We start from the raw sequence: 26,789 nt of genomic DNA on the forward strand, positions 1-26,789 counted from the left end.
CTAGACCCCAACTCCGATACGCTGGGTGGAACCGTCGATGCCTTGGAAATAGCTCCAAGTCGCTCTAATGCCGTCGATCAATTCAGTCTGTGGCTCGAAATCAAGCATCTTTGATGCTTTGGAAATATCGGTGTGATTGTGTTTGATCTCGCCTTTTCTAAAGTCGCGGTACTCTACTCGAAGCCTCTGTCCAAACCCTGTAACGTTTCTAAGCAGGTCAATGACTTCATTGACTGCAGTTGGTTTGCCGCTGCCAAGCTGAAAGACGCCTTTACTCGTGAGTTTGAGCGCATTTATAATGCCTTGGCAAAGGTCTTCAACGAAAATAAAATCTCGCGTCTGTGTGCCATCCCCGTAAACAACACAGGTTTCACCCTTGAGAGCATTTTTGATGAATGCCGCGATAACGCTGCCTTTACGTAGGGAAAGTGGGCCGTAAACGTTGGAAAAGCGCAGCGAGGCTGCAGCGAGGCCATAGCTTTCCGAATAAGCTGAGCAGTATGCTTCAGCTGCGGCTTTGGAGGCACCGTAGGCAGAGGCCGGTCTTGGAACCATTTCCTCGTGTACAGGCGGTACTGCTTCCCCAAGAATTGCGCCGCCAGTCGAAGCGTTTACAAGCCGAGAAACGCCATGGGCGCGCATTGCCTCAAGAAGATTCACCGTGCCGCGGACGTTGACCTCAAAGTTGTAAAGAGGCGCTGCAATTGAATCAATGACCCTCGTGTCTGCAGCTAGATGAACCACGGCATCCACACCGTCCATTGCTTTGTCGATGTCAGCAGGATTTCTCACATCCCCTTTAATAAAGGTGTGAGGGTGACCTGAGATCGACGAACGGTCGGAGGTTGCTTCATTGTCAAGGACAATGATGTCCTCGCAAAGCTTCTTGGAGCATAGTTCTCGAATTAGATTTGAGCCAATAAAGCCGCAGCCGCCTGTCACAAGAACTCTGTTAAACAATTTGATACTATCCGCTAATGGTTGTTTCGAGATTGGGGGCCGCTTTATTTTTGCTCCAGTAGGAAACGCAGGGTATTTTCGAGTGATCTGCACGCGACCTGTAGCGTTCTGTTATCTCTTTAATTTCATTGAGCAGCCCATCTTCAATGAGCGTTGGCGTCCACCCGAAGGACCGCAGCAGATCATTGCGGACCACCAGATCGTTCTTCTCAGCTTCATTTCGAGGGTTTTTTAGATAGCTGATCTTACAGCCTGTCATCTCTTGGATGTGCAATGCCAAGTCACAAAGGGTTTTGGTCTCTGCCATCTGGTTAAGCACAAGAGGTCGTGCGCCGGCAGTCGGTGGATGCAAGAGTGCCTGCTCTATGCACTTACAGGTGTCAGAGATGTGAATGAAAGCTCGAGTTTGCCCCCCTGTTCCGTGCACCGTCAGTGGATACCCGACAGCTGCTTGCATCAAGAAGCGGTTGAGAACCGTTCCGTAGTCGCCGTCATAATCGAAGCGGTTAATAAGCCGTTCGTCCAGTTCGGTCAGTTCCGTTTGAGTTCCCCATACGATGCCCTGATGCAAATCTGTGATACGGAGCTTGTCATTCTTTGCGTAGAACTGAAACATCTGAGCGTCCATCGTCTTAGTCATATGATAGATGGAGCCTGGGTTTGGAGGATAGATAATTGTATCCGAGACCTGCCTGCCGTCGAGTGTGTCAATTTTCACCTCCAGGTAGCCTTCAGGAATCGGAATTGGTTCCTCATGGCCGTAGCCATAGACGCCCATCGTGCCCAGGTGCACCAAATGCACATCAAGCCCTGTTTCCACTATTGCGTTAAGTACATTGTGGGTGCCGCAAATATTGTTCTGGATGGTATAATTCTTCGTATGGCCGGACTTCATCGAATATGGCGCAGCCCGTTGTTCTGCAAAGTGAATAATAGCATCAGGCTGTTCTTCCCTGAGCGTGGACAGCAGTCCCTCGAAATCAGCGGCGATATCCAACTCGATAAACCGTATTACATGACCGGTACGATCGAACCATGCATCCAGCCGATCGCCCACCCCAGAAATCGGTGTCAAGGAGTTGGTGCCAATTTCTTCATCAATGCGTCTGCGAGAGAGGTTGTCCAGAATAATCACGTCGTGCCCGAGATTGGACATGTGTAGCGCAGTTGGCCAGCCGCAAAAGCCGTCGCCACCCAAGACCATAATTTTCATTTGGTCACTCCGTAAATCGCAGTCAAAAAAATAGTAGATTTTGTAGTTCGTCAAAAGCATTTACTAATAGAATGTGAATTGGAAGCTCAAATATTGATGGTTATACAGTTGGTAGGTCTTGCATCATGGGTGTAATAAATGACAGTTTTGTAAGTTTTGCTGTGAAATTTGAGGAGGGGAAGTCAGCTGCATTAGAAGGAGATATCGAGAATGCAAGAAAAATACTTTCTCCGATTGCACGGGAAATACCTTCTCACCCAGCCTCTTATTTTTTGTGCTTGGTTGAATCCAAATTCGGCAACTTGGACAGTTGCGAAGAGTACTGTTCTAAGTTTTTGGCGCATAATGCGAAGCATCCGGGCATGAGAACCATTTCGGCTCGGCTCTTTATGGCGCGAGGAGAGCTCGGCAATGCACAAAAGGAGTTGGATATAGCGTTGAAAGCAAGTCCTGGGCATCAGGCTGCTCTGCGTGCGCAAGATGAGTTGAAGCGGCTTAATCGCCAAAAGACGGCGCGAGATACTCTTTCCAAATTAAGTTCTCGTGGCCTAAACAAGTTAATACATTTTCGTAGGATAAAAGAAGCAGGGCGTTTGAGGAAAATGCGCCCAGTAAAAAAGTGGGACGCCGATCTGCTGGAAGCGACGATTGCGTACTTCCACAACGCTCCTGATGTTTCGAGCGCGTTGACCAATTTTGTTCCAGAACTCATTGGTGACGCAGTGGAATTCGGTTACTGCACTTGGCCTTGGAAAATCCAAAGCCTTATCAAGGGGCGCACCGTTCTTGATGTTGGTTGCGGTTTTGGGGGTTATGCTATCGGTTTTCTCTGCGCAGGCGCTAAGAGTTACACTGGCATAGATCCGGCCATGAAGTTGGATGAAAAGCGTATGAGAAACAAACGCTTGCGGCAATGGGTTCCAGTTCAGAGGTCGGCAAGGGACATCATGGAGATTGTGCCGGCTATCGAACTGCGTCAAGTTTCCACGCGAGATATCATAGGTGAAAAAAGGTTTGATGTTGTTTGTCTTCACAATGTGACTGAGCATTTGATGAATATTGAGGGCGTATTTGACGACATATCAAAATTACTTGTATCTGGAGGTAAGATCGTCTTTCTGCATCATAACTATTACGGATGGAGCGGGCATCATATGCGACCGCATCACCCCGACGTATTGGAAGAGGAAAATCCAGAACACTTGAAGTACTGTGATTGGAACCACATCAAGATCATGGATGATATTCCGGAAGATCATTACATTAAAACCAGTCTCAATCGTATACGCATCGGTGAACTGAAAAAACTGACTGAAAATTACTTTAGAATTGAGAGTTGGGAACACAAGTATTCACCAAAGGTGGTTCTGCAGCGCCTTACACCTGAAATTCAGGAGGGTGTCTTTAAGGTAAGGGATGACCTCACTACGGAGGAGCTAAAAACAAACGCTGTTTACTGCGTTGCAACTCTATAGAACCCTGGGAAGCATCGAAGCTTGAATAAAGAATTTTTCAAGCTTTTTTGCGTTGAGGCCGCGCGAAGTTGAGAAAGTTAAACTTTGTATCTGTAATGTGAACTGTTAGATCGAAGACGGGATTCGAGTCTGAGTACTTAAGTTACTGAATATTATTATTGAGGTGCTGCTTTAAACAGGAGGTGAAAAAATATTTCTATGACTTTTACCTATTTTCACAAAGAGTTCTTGCGTATCTAAATTTGGTGAAATGCTGAAAGGTCGCGCGGCTGACTCGGGTCTGCTTGTTGGGGGAATTAGTTTTGCAGGATGGCTTCTATATCTCGGCTTACTGCCAGATTGGGCAGCTTGAGTACCTCCATCGCATCGCTCTCAGGCATGACCAGAACATCAGCTTGTGGCGTAAGGCGGGGCAGGCTATAGAGCTCGTCCAGCTGTGGGAGCTTGAGCGCTATTCGGGACAGAAGCATCACACGCAAGCCTTTTACAACACAGATCATTTTCGAGAATTTCTGCAGGAGCGTCTGGCTCCCCTCGGATTGAAGCCCGCCGACATCAAGGGAATGTGGGGGACGCCGGGAGTCACCACGGACGCCACCGACTACTGGCACCGCTATGGCGACTTTTCGCAGCATAGTCTGGCCCACCTCTTTAGCGCGATGATGTTGGATAAAGAGGTTTTCGAGAGAGGTTGTATCGTGGGTCTGGCCGTTGATGGCGGGCCAGATAGCCTGGAGGATCTTTATAGCCGGGATAAGCCATTCTACGCTGGGGCTATAGTAAAGTCTGGGAGTGTTAAGGTATTCCCTGTCCCGTCGACGGCTCCATTCTGGGCGTTACTTCGGCAATACTTTGGCTTGAAAGAAGGGAGCTTGATGGCACTAGCAAGTGCTTGTCGCGGGCCAGATCTTTTGCCAGAGCAGGCGCCGCCGCCCATTTTTGGCGTTGCGGATTTTCTTGAAGCCGATGCCTGGTTCAACGGAATGATCGATAAGGTCAATTTTCTTTGCGATGAAGAAAAATCAGAGGATATGGACGGAAGGTTCTCCCCTCTGGAAAATAAAGCGGCAGTTATGACGCGGATTATTCAGGCCTGTACTGAGAAGCGGCTTGAAAATACGGTGTCATCTATTTTAAAAGAACATGAAGTTGACCCGCGATCGAGCCATCTTGCCATGGCTGGCGGCTTGGCACTTAACTGTCCTGCCAACACGCATCTCATGAATACTTTTGGGTTCAAGGGATTTATTGCCCCACCTTGCGTCAATGACTCAGGGCTTTCGATGGGGTTGGGGTTGATGCGTTTTTTTGAACAAAACAGGGATTTTGCGTTCAAATTTGCGTCGCCTTACGTTGGGGGGCGTTCGGGGAGCTCAGTCGAAGCTGTTGTGGCTTCTGAAAGCTTCAGCCCTTTCGTTCGCGCGCTATCAACTTATGCCCCCTCTGAGTTCTTGGAGGATATTGTTAAGGGACCCGTGGTGCGTATCTGCGAAGGCTCTGAGGTTGGGCCGCGCGCCTTGGGTAATCGATCTTTGCTGGCTGATCCGAGAACGGAGCGGTCCAAGGATCTGTTGAACTCAATCAAACAACGGGAGTGGTGGCGGCCTGTCGCCCCGGTCGTTCTGGAGGAGCATATCGACGCTTGGTTTGAGGAAGCGTTTCCGTCACCTTACATGCTGCATGCATTTGCAGTGAAGCCAGAGCAGCAGGCCCTCGTTCCGGCAATCTGCCATCTGGATGGCACGGCACGCGCGCAGACACTCTCTCGCGCAGCAAATCCGGCGCTCTACGATGAGATACAGGCCTTTGCGCGCGAAACCGGGGTGCCGATGCTGTGCAATACCTCGCTGAATGATCGCGGCGAACCCATTTTGAACAGCTTGGAAGCGGCGCTCGACTTTGCGCTGAAAAAGGAACTCAGCGTTGTTTATGTTGATGGCTTTCGGCTAGAGCTGACGAACTTCAAGGTATACCAATCCGCGCCGCCACCCGAAGGGGTCAACCGGAGCTTTGTGCCACGGCAGCCTATCGACTGGGCAGAAGCCGAGCGAGCAGCCAATCCGCTGGAGCTGACCCGGGAAGAGCTGGTCTTAAAGCAGCTGAACCCGCGCTTGAGAGCTCTTGATCACAAAGACCCGGAACAACTGCCCAGACTGCGCAAACTGCTGCGCCGTGTCAGGGCGCAGTTTTCCAAGCGTGCGGACTTCCAGTTTGTCGATCTGGCGCAGGATTTTGATGCACCGAACACGCCGCCCCGCGAGGCGAAGGCTCTAAGCCGGGCGGAGCCGCCGCGTCTGGAGGTAACAGATGGATAGAAACGCTGGAAGTGAGGCGATTGACCGCCGGGCGCAGAACCAGAAACTCCGGGAGGCAAAAGAAGCTGCCCAAAAAGCTGAGGCTGACGGCGACCTGAACAGGGCGCTGGCTTTATGGTCTGGACTTGTTGAGAGCGCGCCGCACTTTCTGCCTGCTGTCGTTGGGGTCATTCGTACACAGCGCGCCTTGGGGCAATGGTCCGAGGCTTTGGTAGCAGCGCGGAAGGCACTGGCGACCTGGCCCGACAGACCGGCCCTCCTTCGCCATGCGGCGCAACTCTCCAAGCAAGCGGGCGCACACTCTGACGCGTTGCAGTTCGCTCGGGCACTCGCGGAACTGGAGCCAGAAAATCCTGTTCCTCTGCGTTTGGAGCTCATGAGTTTGTTCTCGCTTGGGAACTATGAAGAGCTTGAGGGCAAGATCGAAAGCGCCTTGCAGAAGCACCCTTCGGACACAGCATTGCGTCATGTTTATATTCTGTTGAAGCGGGTTACTTCCCCTTCATCTGGTGACATAACAAGACGTGCTCAGTGGTTCCACGAAAGCCCGGCTGATCGGGTTTTCTATTCTTTTTATCTGGATGGTCTTCACGGCACGGGGCGGCTGGAACAGGCAAGAGCAGCGCAGGAGCTCCACGAGCATGCGCGCCAGAAAACTGAAAAATTACAGGATCTTGAGGCTTTTCGAGCGCGCCTCAATGCGCCGCCCGAACCCAAGAAGCAAGATGCCGTCTTTTTTAAAAGGATACGCCAGTTTCTGTGTCCGCCAGGTGTCCCAGACGATGAGTTTATGCGCGGCATGGTGTGGGGCGCTGCTGCAAACAGACTTTCCATGCAATGCTTCATGGACTTGCCAGCCGAAGCCGAGCACATGGAAGGGCTTTTTGTGCCGCCGGACCTTGGCGCGGTGCGTGTGGCGCTCAACAAAGGGAAGGGTTGTCTCTTGGTCGCGTCTCACAACGGCCCAACGGCGGCAGCTTCTTGGTATCTTGAGCGGCAGTTTGAACGCTTCAGGCGTATCGGCAATCGCGGCAACTTGATGTTGGCACGACGTCCTGAAAATGCGTGGGAGCCAGAAGCGCATAAGTCCATACTCATCGGCGCAAAGCCAAGAGCGGAATTGCGGGCTGTCATTAAAGCATTGAAAGAAAATGACGTGCTGGCGCTTGCCTGCGATGGAAGTCAGGTCGGTTCCGCCGTAGAAGTGGCGTTTCTGGACGGCACCCTGAGGCTTTGGGACATGCCCGCGCGCCTAGCTGTGAAGCATGGGGTTCCCACATTTTGGTGCCAACCCTATTGGCAGGGCGAGAGCATTGCCCTTGAAATAGAAGAGATTGCGCCGAACACTGCATCACCGGATGCTGACGTTGCGGTCATGGAATGGGCGCGGAGTTTTGCCAGCAAGCTGGAGCGCCACCTGCGCAGGTCTCCGCGAAACTACACGTATACCAGAGATTTTTGGGCAAGGGCCATGGGGTCCTCGCCTGGCTCGGACTGAAGACGGGGCATCGATGATAAACGCCGCAAACAAGGATGCACGGGCATCCGGTGGTTTTGCAAGTCTGCGAAGCGTGACCTACAAAAAGTGGGTTGCGCAACGGATCTCGCATTTCCTCAGCCTCCACCCCCAGCTTGAGCCTCGCTACGCGGCGGCCAAGAAAGTGGTGCGTGCTTTCCGTCGTCCTGCCTTCTATGAGATTTCGACGCGCTGCAATTTGAAATGTGAAGGCTGCTATTATTTTGAGGGGGGGCAATCCCACGTTTCCGATATTCGGGCGCAGGATGAAGAATGGGCACAGTTCTTCAAGGAAGAGCAGCGGCGCGGTGTTTCAATGGCCTATTTCGTCGGCGCGGAGCCTGCCTTGGAACCGAAGCGTTTGATGGCGGCCGCCGAGTGTTTCCCTTGGGGAAACATCGGCAGCAACGGCACGATCAGAATTCCCTCCGAGGTGCCCTACCGCATTGGTGTCTCGGTTTGGGCAGCCGATGAAGAAACCGATCGCGTGATGCGCGGCGCGGGTGCTTTCCGCAAGGCCCTGATGAACTATGCGGGGGACCCGAGAGCGATCATTCTGTTTACCGTGTCACGCTGGACCATTGATCATATTCCGATGATTGCCCAGCAGTGCCGAGAGCACGGGCTGCCACTCACGTTCAATATCTACTCTCCAACCCACAGCTATCTGGAGAAACTCAAGTCACATCAAAGCAATGACCAGGCGTTTTTCCGCGTAAGTGCGCCGGAAGACAACCCGCAGCTGGGGCCTGAAGACCTTTACCGCATGGCGCAGGTGATCGAGGAGACCATGGATCGGTATCCGGAAACAGTCATCTACGATCGTGGCTATAACCGGCTCATGAGTGCGCGCGAGGCGCCCCATGCGATAGATCCGGCTACCGGTATTGCCGAAAATTGCGGCTCTCGGATGGTTGCCCCTATGCGTTACTTCGGCACCAACCGACAACAGCTGCAGGTCAAGTGCGGCACTTCTGATGTGGACTGCAGTCAATGCCGCCTGTACTCCGGCGGCTGGTCTTCTCGCTTTGTGCCCAGCCCTGCAGACCTTGAGGACCTGCAAGGCTTTAAGGGGTGGTTGGACACGATGGATGTGCTCGGGCGGATTTTCCTCATCGGTGCGGCCGAGCCATATCATGTGCCTGCTGCCGAAAGTGCCGATCAGTTTGCTGGACGTGCGTTTGAATGAGTGGAGCGACGATGGCCCCTCGCCTGTCTTTTGCCCGGGCTGACGAGATCAACTGGAAGAACCTGTCACAGATTATTCGCTTCCGGCCAAACACACGACCGGTGGAGCTTCTTCATGAACCTATGGTGCTTCGGCGCATCAAAGGACGGCAAGTGGCGTTGATTGCCGATGCGGCTGCCGCTGAACAGATCCTGTTCGTGAGGCCTCATGACTTTCCGAAATCCGAGGTCCAGCGCAAGCTGGCCTGCGTGGCGCTCGGCGAAGGCATCAGCGGGACCCGAGGGGAACAGAGTGCTCAACAGCGGCGTGCCATTCGGCCCTTGTTCAGCGCTGTTTTGAAGGAGTGTCTGGCACAGGTCACCGTTGAAGCAACGGCTGATGCGGTGGGGCGTTGGCGGCGGAAAGGCACAATTGATCTCGGCTTGGAAATGTCTGATCTGGCGCTGCAAATCGCCTGGGCAACCCTTTTCGGGCCTGGCAGATATGAAGGTCGAGACCCAGTTGTTACGCAAACAGTGCAAGAGATTGCCCGCGCAAGCAGGGCCGATTTTCTCGACAACTCCAAAATCGTCAAGCGCCTGACGAGACATTTCATTGACAGCGGGCGGTGGAAGAAGGTCGCGGACAGCTCCCCGTTTTCTCAGATCACCAACCCGGCTGGGCATTCGGCAATGAAGCTGAGCCAAGCGGAACTGGAGGCAAATGCGAGCGTACTGATTGCCTCGGGCCATGTGTCTACAGGCATTTCCTTGGCGTGGATCGCTTGGCTGATGGCAGCGCTGCCCGAAAGGCAAAACCAGCTTCGCGAGAGCCTTGGCACATGGCAAGCGCCGGAAAGGAGCCCCCTTCTCGCTGCGACCATGAATGAAGCGCTCAGGCTGTTTCCAGCTGTGCCCGAAGCCATGCGTGACGCGAAGGTGCCCTTCGAAATAGATGGCGTGCCTCTAGAGCGCGGGGCACTCTTGATTGTCTCGCTATATGCTCTCCATCGCAGTCACAGATACTGGGAGGCGCCGGATTCGTTCTCTCCTGAACGCTTTTTGTCCGGACCCAAAGCCCCGCGCGGGGCATTTATCCCCTTTTCCGGTGGGCCTTACGGCTGCCTTGGAGCGGCAATTGCTCAAGAGGAAATCTCGCAGGTGATCAGCTCGGTCATGTCGCAGGTTCGGTTGAAACTGCCGGATCGCGATGAGCCCGCCCCCGGGCTTGAAACAGGTGTTTGTCTCTACCCCGACCGTCCTCTTCTTGTTGAAGTTGCGGGCCTTTAAGGCCCGCTCCCAGGCGTTCTTTCCTAAATCTCTTGTGGCAAATTGAGGTCCTGCTGGGGCGCGGCACCCACCGGCATTCTCCCCCGTTGCTATTTATAACCATGCTATGTTTTCTCAAGGTCATTCCTCCCAGAGAAACGTGAGAATGGCGTCAAGAGTTATGCCCCTATAGGTTGCTTGAAGTAAATTAATGCAACCAAAAAGAGAAATGGCACGGCAACTCCCAGCGACTTTGCTGTCTCAGTTGCAGATTTATGTTTCCGTCTCTTTTTGGATCGCTAGTCAACCAAGGAACCTTAGGTGAGGACTGAATGGGACAACCCTTTATCTCCCAGATATCTCTGTGGGGCTTGAACTTCGCGGTTGAGGACTGGGCGTTTTGCGACGGCCAGACACTTAATATTTCTCAGTATGCGGCTCTCTATTCTCTGCTGGGTACCAAGTATGGAGGCAACGGAACCTCCACCTTTTCGTTGCCAAACCTCAAAGGGCGCATAGCAACGGGCTTGGGCTACCCGGGGGAAGACCGTGGCACCATTGGCGGTACGGAAACCGTGACGCTTACTGAGGTCAGCATGCCGGCTCATACCCACCGAGGCACAGTGCTGACGGTGGCTGATGACCCGGGCACCAGCGGGCCCGCAACAGGCCTTGTGATGGCAAACCCTACCGTGACTCGCCCGGGGTCCAGCGTAGTTGGCAGTTCCTTCTCGGAGGACGGGAGCCCAGATGCTTCCTTCAGTGCAGGAAATCCGACGGAAAGCGTTGGTTCAAGTACACCGTTTTCCGTGCGCAGTCCGTTTCTTGCAGTGAATTACGAGATCGCGTTGGAAGGCGTCTATCCTTCTCGGGATTAGAAGCTTGTGTTCACCTGCCGTTTAAACAAGTTTTAAGGAGTAAGTCATGGCGGAGCCATTTATCTCCCAGATTTCGGCGTTTGGCCTCGGGTTCACCATTGAGGGCTGGACCCAATGTCAAGGTCAGTTGCTGTCGGTTGGACAGAACCAAGCGCTGTTCTCCCTCATCATGGATATCTATGGCGGCGATGGCCGTGTGTCCATGGGCGTGCCGAACCTGGCAGGCCGGACGGTGTTGCACTCAGGTACCGGTCCGGGCCTGTCCAACCGGAATCTGGGAGACCAACACGTCTCCAGAGCCTGGGCGCTCACCGATCTTGAGATGCCCTCTCATGACCACCTCATTGCCCAAAAAGCCAAGCCGAGTTCTGGCGCTTCCCGTGATCCCGCTCCGGGCTTTGTCACTGCGATACCGGAAGGCTCATTTGGCGGTACCCCGGTAATCGCGGACTGGTATGCATCTGCCTCCAATCTGACAGACTTGTCTTCCTATGGCTCTCCGGCCACCAGTACCGAAGGTGCCAGTTCACCCATTTCGACTATGTCGCCATTTCAGGTGGTTAGCTACCAAATGGCTTTGCTTGGGACGTATCCACCGCGCCCCTAAACGCCTCGACACTTTGCGTTTGTATCTAAAATTGAAAACACCTTGACGGGTGTTTCTAAAATGGAGGCATGAAATGTCACAGCCATTTATGTCGCAGATTTCGATCTTTCCGCTCGTCTTTGCTGTCCAGGACTGGGCCTATTGTGACGGACAGATACTCTCAATCAGTCAGTACAATGCGCTCTTTTCGTTGCTTGGTACAACTTTTGGTGGAAATGGACGCACGTCATTTGGCCTGCCGGAAATGCGGGGCCGCGTTGCTGTTCATCGGGACACCAACGGGCTTTATCCATGGGGCCTACGGTCAGGCAACGAGACGCAGACCCTTGATGTCAACAACCTGCCACCGCACACGCATGACAATGTGCGGTTCGCAGCTTCCACCTTGGTTGGGAGTGAAGTGCCATCAGACATGACCATTCTCTCGGTCCCGCAAGTCGGCGGTTTGGTTGGCGATGGTTTTGCGGTGCCCGACGGGAGTGAGGTCACGCTCGGCAATAGCGGCAGCCGAACGATAAAAAGCGGATCGGGCATCCCTTTCTCGATCATGGACCCGTTCACCTGCATGAACTACGAGATCTCGCTCAAAGGGGTGTACCCCTCAAGAGCGTAGCTTCTCCCGTTTTTCACCCAGAGTGGAGGTATGTGATGACCGCAGTGAGCCCCCATGATGTGAGGATCAGGCCAGCCGGAGCCGCAGATGAGCCGTTCTTGAAGCGTGTGCACGCCGCGGAACGGCATTGGGAGTTCGCGCCCCTTCTCAATGCAGGGGACGAGGAGAACTACCACAAGGTGCTGGCGCAGCAGTATAACGCCCATCATGAGGTCTATTTCAACAGCTACACTGTTGCAAAGTATGGGATCATTTTGCTGTGCGGGACGCCGATCGGCCGGCTCTATCTGGATGAGCGGGAGGGTGAGTTCCGGGTTCTGGACATCGCCTTGCTGCCACACTACCGGGGGCGCGGGATCGGTTCGATTATCATGCATGGGATTTGTGCAACTGCTGCACGTATGCGTTTGCCCGTGACCTTGCATGTGCACTGCCTAAACGCAGCGGCCTATCGGTTCTACTGGCGGCTTGGGTTTGAGCCGGTGAGTTCGAACCAACGGCACACGCTGATGCGGTGGTTTCACCCAAGCTATGAGCAGTTTGCCAGTGGGCACTTTGTGCCGCCGGACGTAACCATCCGGCGTCTGCAGCACGAAAACGCGGGGTCGGGTGCAGCCTGACCGCGGTGACTTCTCTGAAAATGCCTTGGCACCGTGAAAGCACTTGGGCTGAGGCGTGTATGCATCATCAAATGGAGGTAGTTATGAAAGCCATCAAGGATTTGGAACACACTGACTTTACTGGTTTGGTTGGCGAGGAGTTTGCAATCGGGCATTACAAAGCCAAGCTCACCTCCGTCTCTCTGGGGCCTGATACGCCTTCCGAGTTCCGCGAGCAGTTCTCGTTGATCTTTGAATGCCCGGATAATTTTGTCGGTGACCACGACACGCTGGCGATCTCTCACGATACCATCGGAGCGCATTCCGTCTTCATCTCCAAAGTGATGGGGAGCAATAAAACACCGAACCTTCAGGTGGTGTTTAGCTGATTGATCTCATTGGAGATCGAGACCTGAAAACAAAGCTGGCGGCATCTGTGTGCCGCCAGCTTTTCGTTTCATCCGACCCTCGCCGGTTAAAGCTCAGGGAGCGTTGGCCGCTTCGCTCTGATGGATCTAACCCTTCAAAGGCCGCGCCTGATTGTTGAGCGCGGCACGACCCAGTCCTAGCCCGGAAAGTGGCAGGCCGTGAAGTGGTCCGCGTCATTCTCCGCGCTGGCTAGAGCCGGGGCGGATTGGGCACAAGCATCCTGAGCAATGGGGCATCTGGTGCGGAAAACGCAACCGGATGGTGGATTGAGCGGACTTGGCAGATCCCCTTCGAGCAGCATGTGCTTCTTGGCCCGTTCGATTGCAGGATCCGGGATCGGAACGGCCGAGATCAGTGCCTTGGTGTAAGGATGGCGCGGCGCAGAGTAGAGTGCCGCGCGATTGGCGATTTCCATCACCTTGCCAAGGTAAAGCACCATCACCCGATCTGAAATGTGTTGGACCACGGACAAGTCATGGGCGATGAAGATCATGGACAGGCCCATCTCCTGCTGGATGTCCTTGAGGAGATTGACCACTTGCGCCTGAATGGACACATCCAGCGCGGAGACCGGCTCATCACAAATCAAGAGCTTCGGCTCCACAATCAGCGCCCGTGCGATGCCGATGCGCTGGCACTGACCGCCGGAGAACTCATGGGGGTAGCGGTTGATCTGGTTTGGCAGCAGGCTGACCCGCTCCATCATGGCGCGCACCCGTGCCTTTACCTCCGCAGCTGACAGGTGCGGCTGATGGGTCTTCAGCGGCTCTGCGATGATTTCGCCAACGGTCATGCGCGGATTAAGCGAGGCCAGTGGATCTTGAAAGATCATCTGGATTTGAGAGCGGTAGGGCTGCATCCGTTTGGGGCTGAGAGACAAAAGATCTGTCGTGCCATCGAAGGTGACACTGCCTTCTGCTTCAACCATCTGGATTAACGCGCGGGCCAGCGTGCTCTTGCCGCAACCGGACTCGCCCACAATGCCGAGGGTTTCTCCGGGGCGCAGCGTGAAGGACACCCCATTGACCGCTTTCACAACCCGTTGAGGCGACCAAGGCAGCGCGTTTTCTCGGCCTGCGGAGAAAGTAACGCGCAGGTTCTCTACATCAAGAAGCGGGGTCATGAGGCAAGCTCCAGAACTGGGCGTGTACAGGCCCGCAGTCGACCTTCAGCAAAAGCCTCCAGAGCAGGCCGTGTGGTTTCGCAGAGCGGCTGAACTTCGCTGCAGCGCGGGGCGAAAGGGCATCCCGCCGGTTGGCTGAGCAAGTTGGGCGGGCTGCCTGGGATGGTCTTCAGGGTTGGGGAGAGCTGGTCGACGCGCGGGATGGCCTGCAACAGACCGCGGGTGTACGGGTGGGACGGACTGTCAAACATGGCGTCAACAGGGCCCTGCTCCATCACCCGGCCGCCATACATGACCAGCACTTCATCGCAGAAACCAGCGACAACGCCCAGATCATGGGTGATCAGGATCACCGCCATGCCGAACTCGCGGCGCAGCTCGCCAAACAAGTCCATGATCTGTGCCTGCACGGTAACGTCCAAGGCAGTTGTTGGCTCATCTGCGATCAGCAGCTTGGGCTTGCACAGCAATGACATGGCGATCATGACGCGCTGGCGCATTCCACCGGAGAACTCATGCGGGTAGTAGTGCAACCGCGCCTTGGCATCTGGAATGTGCACCGCGTCCAGCATCTCAACGGATTGGCGCAGAGCGTCCTTCTTGGAAAGGCCCTTGTGGTGGATCAGGACTTCAGCCATCTGATCGCTCACCCGCATGAACGGATTGAGCGACGTCATGGGGTCTTGAAACACCATCGATATGCCCGTTGAGCGCACTTGGTTCAGGGTCTTCAATGGGGCGTTCAGCAGCTCGGCGCCGTCAAACCGCACGGAGCCTGTTGCCTTGCCGTTGCGTGCCAAGAGCCCGAGTGCGGCAAATGCCGTCTGACTTTTGCCGGACCCGCTTTCGCCAACGATTGCAAGAGACCGGCCCTTGTCGATGGACAGACTGAGGTCGCTGACGGCGTTGACAGTTCCCTCATCGGTGTTGAAGGCCACACTCAGATTGTTGATCTCGAACATGGGCATTCTATCGATCCTTCGGGTCTAGTGCATCGCGCAGACCATCTCCGACAAAATAGAAGGCGAAGATGGTGACGACGAAGAAGAACAATGGAAAGGCCAGTTGCCACAAGGTGCCAAACTTCATGGTGCGGGCGCCTTCAGAGATCAGCGCGCCCCAAGAGGTATCCGGTTCCTGAACTCCCAGCCCGAGGAAGGAAATGAAACTCTCCGCCATGATCATGGAGGGGATCAGAAGGGTGGCATAGACCACCACAACGCCAAGCAGGTTCGGGACGATGTGGCGCAAAATGATCTTCGCGCTTGAGACCCCACTGGCGCGCGCGGCCTCGATGAACTCCTTGTGTTTGAGGGACAAGGTTTGTCCGCGCACGATGCGCGACATGTCCAGCCATGACAAAAGGCCAATGCCGATGAACAGCAAGGAAATGGAGCGGCCGAAGGCCGTTAGCATGATGATCAGCACGAACATGTAGGGAATGGCCATGAGCACATCGACAATGCGCATCATGAAATTGTCGAGAGCGCCGCCCACATAGCCGGAGATCGCGCCGTAGAGCGTGCCAACAACGACTGCAACGCCTGCGCCCAGAATGCCCACCATGAGGGAGATCTGGGTGCCCTGCACTGTTCGGGCGTAAAGGTCTCTGCCCAGGTCATCCGTGCCGAAGTAATGGCCGGATGCCAGCGAGGGGTAACCCAGTTCCGCCACCTGTCCAATCACCATGAAGTCAATGTCTTCATTGTTGAAGGAGGTGAACTGCGCGCCAAAGGCAGCGAACAAGGCCACCAGAACAAGCACAACAAGAGCTGTCATGGCCGCCTTGTTGCGCAAGAAACGACGACGGGCATCCGCCCATGGCGACCGGCCGCGCACATCTTGCTCCGCCATGCGGGTCGCCATTTCTTCAATCTTACCTGTATCAGTCAGCATGGTGTCAGTGCCGTATTCTTGGGTCGATCCACGCGTAGAGCAGATCGACGATCAGGCTGAAAAGAATGGTGAGAGCGCCAACCAGAATGGTGACCCCCATCATGAGCGAGTAGTCACGGTTCAAAGCTGCGTTGACAAAGGCCAGACCGATCCCGCCGGTCGAGAAGTACATGTCGATCACGACCGAACCTGTGACCATGGCCACGAAGGTGGGGCCGAGGTAGGACACGACTGGAAGCATCGCGGGTTTCAGCGCATGGTTGAGGATGATGCGGCGAGCTGGCATCCCCTTGGCGCGTGCCGTGCGGATATGGTTCGAGGTGAGAACCTCCAGCATGGAGGACCGCGTCAAGCGGGCAATGGAGGCCATGTAGCTGGTCGACAGCGCAATTACCGGCATGACGAGATATTGCCACTGTCCGCCCTCCCAACCGCCACCGGGCAGCCACCCCAGCATCAACGTGAAGATCAGCACCAGAATGGGCGCCATCACGAAGTTTGGCAGGACTTGCGCCCCAATGCTGATGCCAACCGTGATGTAGTCGAGCCAGCTGTTCTGGTAGATGGCGGCGCAGGCCCCAAGTGTCACGCCGACGACAACGGCGACCACGAAGGACAGAACGCCGTAGGTCAGTGTGATCGGGAAACCGTTGGCGATGATCTCGTTGACGGTCCGGTCCTTGTAGACGAAGGATGGCCCGAAATCGAAATGAAAAACAACGTTCTTGATGTACTGCAGCAACTGGACATAGAGCGGTTGGTCCAGACCGTACTTGGCCTCAAGGTTGGCCAGAATCTCGGGCGGAATGGCGCGTTCCTGAGTGAACGGGCTTCCTGGGGCAAGGTGCATCAAAAGAAACGAAAACACGATCAACACCAACAGGGTTGGGATCGCGATCATGATGCGCCGGGCAATGTAACTTAGCATGGCATTCTCGTGTTGGCTGAAGGGATGGGGTGCCACTTGAACCGTGGCACCCTGCTCATGGTCAGTCTTTCACGAGATAGAGGTCGCGCGAGTACCAGGTGCGCATCACGTTCTCAAGCGGCCAACCACGCAGGTTTGGCTTGAACATGTTCACGTTGGTGTAGTGGTACATCGGGATGAATGGCATCTCTTCTGCCAGAATTGCCTCAGCTTGCGTGTAAAGCTCGCTTGGGTCAGCAATGGTCTTGGATTCCGCCATCAGCGCATCGTAGTCGGCATTGTTGAAGCCGGCATTGTTGTGCCCGGAATATGAAGTCAGCAGGTCGAGGTAGGTTGACGCCTCATTGTAGTCGCCGCACCAGGCATAGCGAGCGACCTCATAGTTCTTGTCCTGCATGTTCTCCGTGTGCACTTTCCATTCAGTGTTTTCGAGAACAGCCGTTACCCCAATCGCTTTCCAGAACTGGCTCACAGCGATGGCGATCTTCTTGTGACCTTCACTGGTGTTGTAGGAGATCTTGAGCTCAAGAGGATTTTGCGGGCCATAACCAGCCTCTGCCAGCAGTTCCTTGGCTTTGGCAACACGCTCCTGTTGGGTCCAAGAGGCGTATGGAATGTCTGGCGTCGTGAAGTTGGCCGTCGCGGTGTGGGTCAGGTTGTATGCTGCCGTTTGGCCACCTTGCATGATGCGGTCTACAATAACGTCGCGGTTGACGGCGTAGGAAAGCGCCTTGCGCACCCGAACATCTTTAAGGGCTTCCGGCCCCTTGTCGCTCATGTTGAGCCAGTAGAAGTAGGAACAGGAGTAAGGAACAGCGGTGGCTTGGTCGGGATACTGTTCTTTCAGGCGCGGATACTGACCTGTCGGGACTTCGGTCTTGTGCAGCTCGCCTGCAAGGTAGCGCGTCAAAGCCTGCGCCTCGTCGTTGATGATGAGGGCAACCGACTTGTCGAGAATGGTTTCCTCATTGTTCCAGTAGTTCACGTTACGCTCGCGAACCAGCTTTTCGCCCGGGGCATATTCGGTGAGGACATAGGCGCCGTTGCTGACCATGTTGCCGGGCTTGGTCCAATTCTGACCGTGCTCTTCGATGGCCCATTGGGGCGACGGGAACGTGGAGCTGTGAACGGTCATTGCTGGGAAGTAGGGCAACGGGTTGATCAGCTTGACTTCAAATGTCTTGTCGTCGATGGCCTTGACGCCGAGCTCTGACGGGTCAGCTTCGCCCTTGACAACGGCAGAGGCGTTCTCAATTCCCATCAGCTCCATATACCAGGCGTATTCAGAGGCCGTTTCCGGGTTCGCCAGTCGCTGCCAGGCATAAACGAAATCACCCGCTGTCACCGGCTTGCCGTCGGACCACAGGGCGTCCCGCAGATGGAAGGTGTAGGTCTTGCCGTCGTCGCTGACTGTATAGCTCTCGGCAACGCCCGGCTCCAGGCTACCGTCAGCCTTTTCGTTCATCAGGCCTTCGAACAGGTCACGCATGACTTCCGAACCGCTGACATCAGAGTTGAGCTGTGGGTCAAGCGTCTTGAAATCATCCAGAATGCGGTAGATGAATGTCTGGTCCGCTGCCAGCTCCTCACCATTGATAACGCGGGTTTCTGCCAGTGCCGGAAAAGCAATGAATGCACTCAATGCAGTCGCAATAAGCCAGTTCTTTTTCAAGACCCTCTCCTCTTTGTAGTTTTCGCTTGCTGCCTTGATTATTTTGCAGTCAAACGTAGCTATAAAAATATGCAGAGGTGACAATAAGTAAGCAGAATTGTCCTGCGCTCCTCATTTATACTCTAATGAATTAAATTCACTTATTGTTTTACACCCTCTGTGAGAATCGTTTTAGCAAACTATTGTCGTCTCTGGAAGTTGGTTGTTGCATTATGACATACAACCTTTGCTCTAGAGGTGGATCGTTGCGCGCGCTTACTTGGCTTGGGGTGCAGCATTGCGGAGATGGAGAGTGTGCCGGCGCGCTGAGGGCATAAGCTGCGCGTGGGTGCAAGCTGATCATTGCGGATCGCGCGGAGGGTCGCGCCGCAGGAGCAGGCTGGTCACGGAAAGCGCAACCAGCCTGTTTGATGGGCATTTTAGTTCTTGGGTGCTTTGACAGTGGTTTCCAGCAGGAAACGCTGACACGCTGGGGCGCCGATTGTTGTTGTCACGTTTTCCGGGAAATCTTGCGTGCCCCAGAAATCCGTCACAATGCCGCCCGCCTCACGCAGAATGACAACGCCCGCGGCAAAGTCCAGAAAGCCGGTTGGGCCTTCAAAGTAGCCGTCGAGGCGTCCGGATGCGACGTAGGCAAAGCCCAGAGCGCAAGCGCCAACAATGCGGATGGCCCCGATCTGCTCGCGAATTTCGTGCAGGCGATCATATGCCCCGTCAGAATGGGCGTGGCAATCGAGCGGCAAACCCGTCCCGACAACGAAACGCGCCGGATCGTCCTGTTTCCGCACCTTGATGGGCGCTCCGTTCATCGTCGCGCCGCCGCCGATTGTTGCCGAGAACATTTCATCGGCGACCGGCTCATAGATTACGCCTGCAAGTGGCTCCGTACCGCGCACCAGTGCGATGGAAACGGCGAAGTTCAGGCCGCTGATGTAGTTTGTGGTGCCATCGATCGGATCCACGACCCAGCGCAGTTCCGCGTCACTTGGGCCGTGGCAGCCATACTCCTCGCCTTCAAACGCGATATCCGGATAGGCGTGCTGGAGGGTCTCGCGGATAAGCTTTTCCGCTTCGCCGTCCGCCTGACAGATAAAGTCTGCCTGCCCTTTGAAGGCAACCGACAGTGCGCCTTCATGACGGAAATAGTGCAATGCTTCCTTGCCAGCACGGCGCGCTGTGTGCTCCATCAGCTCAAGAAGCTTTGTGTAATCGGAACTCATAGGTCTTCTTCCTGCATCTTTGTGTCCGGTAGGTCGTCGAACACTTTCATTTCCGAGAAACGTATCCCGACCCGGTCGCCCTGCTGTGCAACGCAGCGCGCTTCGACCAGAATGTTCTGGCCGCACCCGGTGGTCACCACATAGCGGGTGAGGTTGCCTAGGTAAGACACCTCGTGGACCACGCCATCGATGTCGCCCTCACCCGGCGCTACAATCGAGATTGTTTCTGGGCGCGAGAACAGCACGCGCCCGTTGGCGGGGCTGGTTTGGAACGTCATAGCGCCTTGGATGATGGCACCACTGTCGAGCTGAAATGCATCAGCTGAGACGGCGTGCCCGCGCAAGAACGTTGCTTTGCCAACGAAGTCAGCAACGCGGGTGCTGACCGGTGTCTCGTAGATTTCGCGCGGGGTGCCAATCTGAGCGACCCGGCCCTGGTGCATCACCGCGATCCGATCGGAGATATCAAGGGCTTCTTCCTGATCATGGGTCACGTAGACGGCGGTCAGGCCAAGTCGTGACTGCAAGGCGCGAATGTCACGGCGCAGTTTGACGCGCAGCTTTGCATCAAGGTTCGAAAGTGGTTCGTCAAACAGGAGCAGCGGCGGATCGATGATAACGGCTCGGGCCAGCGCCGCGCGCTGCTGCATGCCACCGGAAAGCTCGCCGGGGTACTTGTCCGCAGCGTGCTCCAGTTCCACAAGCTCGAGCGTTTCACGCACCTTGCGCTCGATGGTCGCCTTGTCCTCTTTGCGCATTTCCAGACCGTAGGCGACATTGCGCGCGATGGTCTTGGTGGGCCACAGGGCGTAGTTCTGGAATACAAAGCCAATGCCGCGATCCCATGGCTCGATTTGGCTCACATCCTTATCGTCGAAAAGAATGCGCCCTCTCTTGGGCTTGATGAAGCCTGCAAGGCATCGCAGCAAGGTTGTCTTGCCGCAGCCGGATGGGCCGAGCAGTGTGAAGAACTCGCCATCGCGAATGTTCAGATCGGTGGCGTGAAGTGCCTGAAACTTGCCGAAGCAGATCTCCAGCGCTTCCAGAGAAACGCTCAGGCCATTTGATGACGGGTTTTGCTTCCGTGTCATACCAAGGTCTTCTTTCGTGAGCATGTGATGTAGGCCAGAGGCACGTAAAGGATCACCATCATCAGCACCGACATGGCGGCGGCATATCCGAAGTTAGCGCCAGGGGAGATGGTGTTTTGGAAGATCACCGCCGACATGGGGGTCCAGGGTGGGCGGTAGAGCAAGATGGTGGAGCTGAGTTCCGTTGCCGAATGCAGGAACACCAGTGTGAGGCCGGTAATGGCACCGCTGAGCATCATTGGCACTACGATGCCAAGGAAAACCCGCACAGGCGTTGCGCCAAGGCTCATGGCCGCGTCTTCCACTGCGGGGTGGATTTGATAGAGCGCAGCTTCACTGGTCTTGAGCGAGAACGGCAGCATTCTGACGAAATAGCTCAGCACAAGAATGAACCATGTGCCGGTCAGAACGATCGGGCCTTGGTTGAACGCTAGGATGAAGCCAATCGCGAAAACCGTGCCCGGAATGATGTAGGGCGTCATCACCAGGCCGTTCAATGCCGGACCAATGATGCGGAAACGCTTGCGAACAATCACATAAGCGATGGACAGACCGAAGACCATGCAGAGCATGGTGGCGGCAAAAGCCGTCGACAGACTGACCCAGACCGCATTCAGCTGCTCTGTGAACAGGGTGCTGTAGTTTGCAAGGGTCATGACGGTTGTGACCGTGCCTGCGCGCCACTCAAGGAAGGATGTGATGGCCACAAAGACGTGTGGGGTGAAGGCAAAGCCAATGACGATGGCGCCAAAGCCATAGATCAGCCACTTGAGTGCCGTTCCCGGACGGTCGAGTTCGGACTTGCGGGAGGTGACGGACGCAAAGCTGCGTCCTGCAAGCACGACACGTTGCATGGCGAGGAACATCATCGCAATGATGAGCATGATGATGGAGCCGGTGGAGGCGATGGATACGTTACCGCCAGTCTCGTTGAGGAACTGCGTGTAAACCAGCTTGGGAAGGATCACCAGATCCAGCGAAATGATGAAGGGGGTCCCGAAGTCTGAGAATGCCGCCATGGCCGCCATGTACAGGCCCGTCAAGACGCCCGGCAAGCTGGTGGGAATTTCCACGTTGAAGAAGGCGCGCCGCCGAGTTGCGCCCAAGTTGAGGGCACTCTCTCGCAACGTGGGATCAATGCTGCTGAAGCTGTCGAGGCTCATCAGGAAGATCAGCGGATAAATCAGCCAGATGATGACCCAGATCACGCCGTGGAGGCCGACAATGGTCCAGTCCAGGCCGAGCGCGGCGGTGAGCAGTCCATTTGAACCCAGTAACATGCGCCAGACATACGCGCCAAGGAAGGGCGGCGATATGGATGCCATGGTGATCAGCGCAATCAGCATGGAGCGGCCGTAGAACGAGTACCGTGCGACCAGCCAGGCGAGCGGAACGGCCACGATGCTGGCAAGAACCGTTGAGGCGATCGTTACGATGAGGCTGTTCTTGATGGCTTCCAGATACACACTGCGCGACAGAAACTCCTTGAAGTTGCCAAAGCTGAAGCTGAGTGCGCGATCGTGAAAGCGAATGAAACTGCGGGCTGCGTGCGTGATCTCAACGGCACCATCAACGGGGCGGGCTTCAAATACGGGAGCAGTGGGCGTGCCGAAGATCGACATGGGCACGGTCTGTTCAACCACAAATGAAGCATTGTCTGAGTTGAGCACCAGCCTGCTGCCTGCAGAGCTCGGGTCAATCGTCAGGGGCTCGCTGGTTTTGAAAACGATGCGGTTGTCGCCCTTGTTGGAAACGGAGGCGGCAAAGCCATCCGGCCGCTCCAGGGTAATGTCTTCTTGTCCATCAGTGCGCGGAATGAAGCGTTGTACGTCTTCTGAGACAAGCATCATTTCGCCTTGGCGAAGCTGGATCGTGAAGGCACCGCCATCTTGGCGGAAGGCCGAGACAACGATCCATATCTGCGGCACAGCGACCAATAGAATGGCCCCGGCTAGGCAGAATAGGGAGAATATTTTCCAGCTGTTTCTCATAGTTCCTGGTCCGGTAGGCAATGTACCGTTGAATGCGGGCACCCGGTGGGATGCCCGCAATAATTGAGTTCAAGTTTGGGGGAAGCTCTGCTTACTTGGCTTCGAGGATGGCCGTGAACTTTGCTTTGATCACGTCTGCAGGTTCTTCGGCTGGGAAGAGCTTCAGAGCATCCAGAGCAGGCAGGCCTTCTGGCGGCGTCACATCGGTGCGAACAGAACGACGGTTCACAAGCGCGGTGGACAGTGTCTGACCTTCTTTTGACAGGATGAAGTCGATGAAGGTTTTGGCATTGTCGGCATTTGGTGCATTCGCGATGATGGCCAGACCATCAACCTGAACGGTCACACCGTCGGTTGGGTAAACCATCTTCACTGGCAGGCCTTCTGCTTCCCACTTGGCACCCAGATCTTCATTGATCCAGCCAATCGCTGCTTCGCCATCACGTACGGCCTCAAACATTGGCGTAGAGCCCGGTGTTGCACGTGCGGTTTTGATGACGTCGGTCATGAACTCCCAGCCAAGGCCGGAAGCCAGGCCAGACACGATGGACACGCCAGTGCCGGAGTGGTTCGGGTCAGCCAGAACCAAGCCACGTGTGTCATTCCAGCGTGGGTCCAGAACTTCCTTGACGGTGGTTGGATAGTCGCCTTCAGCCACCAGATCGGTGTTTACCAGAAGAGGCTGGGCGAAAAGTGAGAATGGGAACCACTTGTTGTTCGGATCGCGCAGGCGAAGCGCAGCGGCTTCTTGGGAATCGTAAGCTTCATAGAGCTCAGCGAAAGCTTCGAAGCTCTGAATGGCCCCGCCCCACTGGATGTCCGCAGCTGGGTTTGCGGCTTCCGCCTGAACGCGCTGGAACAGAGCGCCGGTGTCGCCAACGATCACTTCTACGTCGATTTCAGGGTGCTTTTCTTCGAATGCGGATACGAGAGGGCCGAAAATCTCGTCGCCATGGGCGGAGTAGACCGTGAGATTGCTGGCAGAGGCAGCAGTTGTCATCAGTAGCGCGCCAATAGCGGCGGTAATTCCCAGAGTTTTCATGTGTCGATTCCTACGCTGCAAAGTTAGGTTCGGTGGTTCTAGTGCACAGGCGTGCGCACCTTGGTGGTATCTTCGCCCGGAGCAAGCGGTTTCACTCCCGCTCAGTCACGACGGGTTAATGCCCCATAGCCCATGAAACCTTTATGACAGTTGGAAACATATCGAAAAATCTGGGCTTTAGCGGGACTCTGCCTTGGGTATAAATAATAGAATCAGGCCGTGCGCACGCGGTTGCGCACATGCGCGTGTGCGGCGTGATATTGTCTTTTGGTGCACGCATGTGCATATTGTCGCTATGCAAAAGGTGAACGCAAAAAAAGTGGCCGAATTGGCCGGAGTTTCGCGCTCGGCAGTGTCGCGCAGCTTCTCAGGGAATGGGCGGGTTTCTGCAGAAACGCGCGCCAAGGTGTTTGCTGCATCTGAGCAATTGGGCTATCGCCCAAACGGATTGGCATCGAGCCTTGCGCGGCAGACAAGCGACATTGTGGCGCTGATAAATGGCGATGCGCCGGACTTTCGGGAGGTGTTCTTTGTTCAAAACCTCAGCCGGGCGTTGTTCAATGCTGGCATGACGCCGTTGATGCTGTCTGTGCGCAACGATGACAGTGGCGCTGAGACGCTCTCTCAGTTTCTGCGGTTTCCCCTTTTGACTGCGGTTGTCTCTGCCGATTCCATTGAAGCGCGACATGTGATCCCTCACTGCCCTTATGCGCCGCCCATCATGCTCAACGAAAATTACTCGCGAGACGATGAGGTGGATGCGGTCCGGTTGGATGAGGTGAAGGGCATTGGCGAAATGGTCGCCCATCTGGAATCCACGGGACGAAAGACGCTGTGGTTCATCGCCGGGCGGCAGACGACATCCGCTTATTCCTCACGAAAGATGGCGCTGCTTGAGGCTTTGGCGCGCAGCGACCTTCGGCTGCTGGATAGCGAGGTCGGGGATTTCTTCTACGACAGCGGCACGGCGGCATTTGAGCGGCTGTATCAGCGCGGCCCTTTGCCGGATGCGATTTTTTGCGCAAACGATCTGATGGCCATGGGCGTTATGGATACGGCCCGCTTCAAGTATGGCCTGCGGGTGCCTGAGGACCTTTATGTGGTTGGTTTTGACGACATTCCGCAGTCGTCGTGGCCGACCTATGCCTTGCCGTCCATCCAGCAGCGCGATGCAGACATCATCAATGCGATTTTGGAGATCTTGACGGAGCGCAAGGAAGGCGCTGGTGACCAAAGGTTGAGTAAGATGGTTCCGACGCGGTTCGTGCCGCGTACGAAAGCCGAGTTTGCCTAGGCATTCCATGGCCGGAAAGGCCATGGAATGCTCTCATATCTGACGCGTTAGCTCGCGTTTTGGAGCACCTTGACAGCCAAGCCGCCTTGAGATGTTTCCCGGTATTTCGGACACATGTCTTTGCCGGTTTGATACATCGTGGCAATAACCTTATCCAGCGATACCACCGGGTCCGAATTGCGGCGCAGCGCCATGCGGGCCGAGTTGACTGCCTTGACCGCTGCAATGGCATTACGCTCGATGCATGGGACTTGCACTTGCCCAGCAACAGGATCACAGGTGAGGCCCAGGTTGTGTTCCATGCCTATTTCTGCCGCGATGCAGACCTGCGCCGGGCTTGCGCCCATCAGTTCCGCAAGGCCAGCCGCTGCCATAGAGCAGGCAACCCCCACCTCGCCCTGACATCCGACTTCTGCGCCCGAGATGGACGCGTTCATCCGATAAAGCGCGCCGATTGCGCCTGCTGCCAGGAAATACTGGGTGTAGTGTTCGGCAGAGATCGGTTCCACGAACTTGTCGAAGTAGGCCAGAACTGCTGGCAAGATGCCCGCAGCGCCATTGGTCGGCGCAGTTACAACGCGGCCGCCTGCTGCATTTTCTTCTGAAACTGCAAGGGCAAACAGGTTGATCCAATCTACGACCGCCATGGGGTCGGTATTGGAGCGAGCTGACGCGGTGAGCTGGCGATGCAGCGCTGCTGCACGGCGTGGCACGCGAAGCGGTCCGGCGAGAATGCCTTCTGTTTTCATGCCGTTGTCGATCGCGCCGCTCATGACGGACCAGACATAATTCAGATGCTCGTTGATCTCTTCTTCAGTGCGGAACGCTTTCTCGTTTTCCAGAATGAGTGCTGAGATGCTCATGCCGGATTGCTTGCACTGGTTAAGCAGTTCTTCCGCATCAGCGAAGGGATGAGGAACCTCGCGCTCTTCACAGGCGGCGCGGCCAAAGTTTTCTTCGTCGACGATAAAGCCGCCGCCAATGGAGTAGTAAGTCTTGGTCAGGACCAGCTCGTCCTCCGCAAAAGCATGCAGCTTCATGCCGTTTTCATGGAGTGCCAATGCGGGCTCATGAAACGTGATGGCGTCCGTAGGGAACGCAACCATGTGGCTGTTCATGCCCGCAGGCAGCTGGCCGGTTTCTTCAACCTGCTTGATGAAAGCTGGAATGGTCGAAATGTCGACGGATTCCGGAGAGTTGCCAGCAAGGCCCATGATGATGGCGATGTCAGTTTGGTGCCCCTTGCCGGTCAAGGACAAGGACCCGTAGATGTCTACGGTGATGCGGGTGACTTCGCGCAGTTTGTTGGTTGCCCGCAGCGTGTCGACAAACTGTTTGGCAGCCTTCATTGGGCCGATGGTGTGGGAGCTGGACGGGCCTACGCCCACTTTGAAAATATCCAGGGTACTGAACATGGGGCTATGATCCTTTTAAAAAAGAAACCGGTGCAGGTGGGCACCGGTTTCTGTAGGCGTCACAATTGTGAACTCG

At 55.3% G+C, this 26,789-nt stretch carries 23 protein-coding genes; 11 read left to right on the forward strand and 12 right to left on the reverse strand.

The features are described from left to right. Positions 1-1,053, reverse strand: coding sequence for an NAD-dependent epimerase/dehydratase family protein (locus PUV47_RS16660; RefSeq protein ID WP_274219718.1), 1,053 nt, complete (start codon positions 1,051-1,053; stop codon positions 1-3). After that, complete coding sequence (locus PUV47_RS16665) at positions 968-2,173, reverse strand: NAD-dependent epimerase/dehydratase family protein (RefSeq protein WP_274219719.1); 1,206 nt, start codon at positions 2,171-2,173, stop codon at positions 968-970. The genes PUV47_RS16660 and PUV47_RS16665 overlap by 86 nt, the downstream gene beginning before the upstream one ends. Positions 2,174-2,298: 125 nt before the next feature. Here PUV47_RS16665 and PUV47_RS16670 point away from each other — a divergent pair, with 125 nt between their 5' ends. The 10 genes from PUV47_RS16670 to PUV47_RS16715 all read left to right on the forward strand — a co-directional run bounded on the left by PUV47_RS16670 (position 2,299) and on the right by PUV47_RS16715 (position 13,001). Further along, positions 2,299-3,648: a class I SAM-dependent methyltransferase gene (locus PUV47_RS16670; RefSeq protein ID WP_274219720.1), complete on the forward strand. Its 1,350-nt coding sequence runs from the start codon at positions 2,299-2,301 to the stop codon at positions 3,646-3,648. A 302-nt stretch (positions 3,649-3,950) separates the two neighbouring features. Then, positions 3,951-5,963: a carbamoyltransferase C-terminal domain-containing protein gene (locus tag PUV47_RS16675; protein WP_274219721.1), complete on the forward strand. Its 2,013-nt coding sequence runs from the start codon at positions 3,951-3,953 to the stop codon at positions 5,961-5,963. After that, a complete protein-coding gene (locus PUV47_RS16680; protein WP_274219722.1) occupies positions 5,956-7,461 on the forward strand; it encodes a hypothetical protein in 1,506 nt (501 codons plus the stop codon). Before PUV47_RS16675 ends, PUV47_RS16680 begins: the two co-directional genes overlap by 8 nt. Positions 7,462-7,474: 13 nt before the next feature. Next, entirely contained in the window at positions 7,475-8,668 is a 1,194-nt protein-coding gene (locus tag PUV47_RS16685) for a radical SAM protein (protein WP_274219723.1), read from the forward strand. Continuing rightward, entirely contained in the window at positions 8,665-9,936 is a 1,272-nt protein-coding gene (locus PUV47_RS16690) for a cytochrome P450 (RefSeq protein WP_274219724.1), read from the forward strand. Before PUV47_RS16685 ends, PUV47_RS16690 begins: the two co-directional genes overlap by 4 nt. Before the next feature lie 311 nt (positions 9,937-10,247). Next, positions 10,248-10,793: a phage tail protein gene (locus PUV47_RS16695; protein WP_274219725.1), complete on the forward strand. Its 546-nt coding sequence runs from the start codon at positions 10,248-10,250 to the stop codon at positions 10,791-10,793. A gap of 46 nt (positions 10,794-10,839) precedes the next feature. Next, positions 10,840-11,400 (forward strand): phage tail protein, encoded by a 561-nt coding sequence (locus PUV47_RS16700; RefSeq protein ID WP_274219726.1) that lies wholly within the window; start codon positions 10,840-10,842, stop codon positions 11,398-11,400. Positions 11,401-11,473: 73 nt separating this feature from the next. Further along, on the forward strand, positions 11,474-12,013 hold the full coding sequence (locus tag PUV47_RS16705; RefSeq protein ID WP_274219727.1) for a phage tail protein: 540 nt from the start codon (positions 11,474-11,476) through the stop codon (positions 12,011-12,013). 35 nt (positions 12,014-12,048) lie between these two features. Beyond that, entirely contained in the window at positions 12,049-12,633 is a 585-nt protein-coding gene (locus PUV47_RS16710) for a GNAT family N-acetyltransferase (RefSeq protein WP_274219728.1), read from the forward strand. A gap of 83 nt (positions 12,634-12,716) precedes the next feature. Next, entirely contained in the window at positions 12,717-13,001 is a 285-nt protein-coding gene (locus PUV47_RS16715) for a DUF6916 family protein (protein ID WP_274219729.1), read from the forward strand. Between the two features lie 176 nt (positions 13,002-13,177). Here the strand turns inward: PUV47_RS16715 and PUV47_RS16720 are convergent, their stop codons facing one another. The 9 genes from PUV47_RS16720 to PUV47_RS16760 form a co-directional block, all read right to left on the reverse strand. Further along, positions 13,178-14,164, reverse strand: coding sequence for an oligopeptide/dipeptide ABC transporter ATP-binding protein (locus PUV47_RS16720; protein WP_274219730.1), 987 nt, complete (start codon positions 14,162-14,164; stop codon positions 13,178-13,180). After that, complete coding sequence (locus tag PUV47_RS16725) at positions 14,161-15,132, reverse strand: oligopeptide/dipeptide ABC transporter ATP-binding protein (RefSeq protein ID WP_274219731.1); 972 nt, start codon at positions 15,130-15,132, stop codon at positions 14,161-14,163. The genes PUV47_RS16720 and PUV47_RS16725 overlap by 4 nt, the downstream gene beginning before the upstream one ends. A 1-nt stretch (position 15,133) precedes the next feature. Continuing rightward, on the reverse strand, positions 15,134-16,060 hold the full coding sequence (locus PUV47_RS16730) for an ABC transporter permease subunit (RefSeq protein ID WP_274219732.1): 927 nt from the start codon (positions 16,058-16,060) through the stop codon (positions 15,134-15,136). A gap of 4 nt (positions 16,061-16,064) precedes the next feature. Then, complete coding sequence (gene oppB, locus PUV47_RS16735) at positions 16,065-16,988, reverse strand: oligopeptide ABC transporter permease OppB (protein ID WP_274219733.1); 924 nt, start codon at positions 16,986-16,988, stop codon at positions 16,065-16,067. Between the two features lie 61 nt (positions 16,989-17,049). Then, positions 17,050-18,660 carry a peptide ABC transporter substrate-binding protein gene (locus PUV47_RS16740; RefSeq protein ID WP_274219734.1) on the reverse strand — a complete coding sequence of 537 codons (1,611 nt, stop codon included), beginning with the start codon at positions 18,658-18,660 and terminating at the stop codon, positions 17,050-17,052. Between the two features lie 419 nt (positions 18,661-19,079). After that, positions 19,080-19,880 (reverse strand): inositol monophosphatase family protein, encoded by an 801-nt coding sequence (locus tag PUV47_RS16745; RefSeq protein WP_274219735.1) that lies wholly within the window; start codon positions 19,878-19,880, stop codon positions 19,080-19,082. After that, the gene (locus PUV47_RS16750; protein WP_274219736.1) at positions 19,877-20,971 is read right to left on the reverse strand and encodes an ABC transporter ATP-binding protein; all 1,095 of its coding nucleotides are present in this window, start codon (positions 20,969-20,971) and stop codon (positions 19,877-19,879) included. The genes PUV47_RS16745 and PUV47_RS16750 overlap by 4 nt, the downstream gene beginning before the upstream one ends. After that, complete coding sequence (locus PUV47_RS16755; RefSeq protein WP_274219737.1) at positions 20,968-22,962, reverse strand: ABC transporter permease; 1,995 nt, start codon at positions 22,960-22,962, stop codon at positions 20,968-20,970. The genes PUV47_RS16750 and PUV47_RS16755 overlap by 4 nt, the downstream gene beginning before the upstream one ends. Before the next feature lie 91 nt (positions 22,963-23,053). Continuing rightward, positions 23,054-24,004 carry an extracellular solute-binding protein gene (locus tag PUV47_RS16760; RefSeq protein WP_274219738.1) on the reverse strand — a complete coding sequence of 317 codons (951 nt, stop codon included), beginning with the start codon at positions 24,002-24,004 and terminating at the stop codon, positions 23,054-23,056. A 280-nt stretch (positions 24,005-24,284) separates the two neighbouring features. Between PUV47_RS16760 and PUV47_RS16765 the strand changes: the two genes are divergently transcribed. Continuing rightward, the gene (locus PUV47_RS16765; protein WP_274219739.1) at positions 24,285-25,298 is read left to right on the forward strand and encodes a LacI family DNA-binding transcriptional regulator; all 1,014 of its coding nucleotides are present in this window, start codon (positions 24,285-24,287) and stop codon (positions 25,296-25,298) included. 47 nt (positions 25,299-25,345) lie between these two features. Here the strand turns inward: PUV47_RS16765 and PUV47_RS16770 are convergent, their stop codons facing one another. Beyond that, on the reverse strand, positions 25,346-26,713 hold the full coding sequence (locus PUV47_RS16770; RefSeq protein ID WP_274219740.1) for an L-serine ammonia-lyase: 1,368 nt from the start codon (positions 26,711-26,713) through the stop codon (positions 25,346-25,348). Between the last annotated feature and the right edge of the window lie 76 nt (positions 26,714-26,789).

This window comes from Pseudovibrio exalbescens, from assembly GCF_028737195.1.
GTDB classification, from domain to species: domain Bacteria; phylum Pseudomonadota; class Alphaproteobacteria; order Rhizobiales; family Stappiaceae; genus Pseudovibrio; species Pseudovibrio zosterae.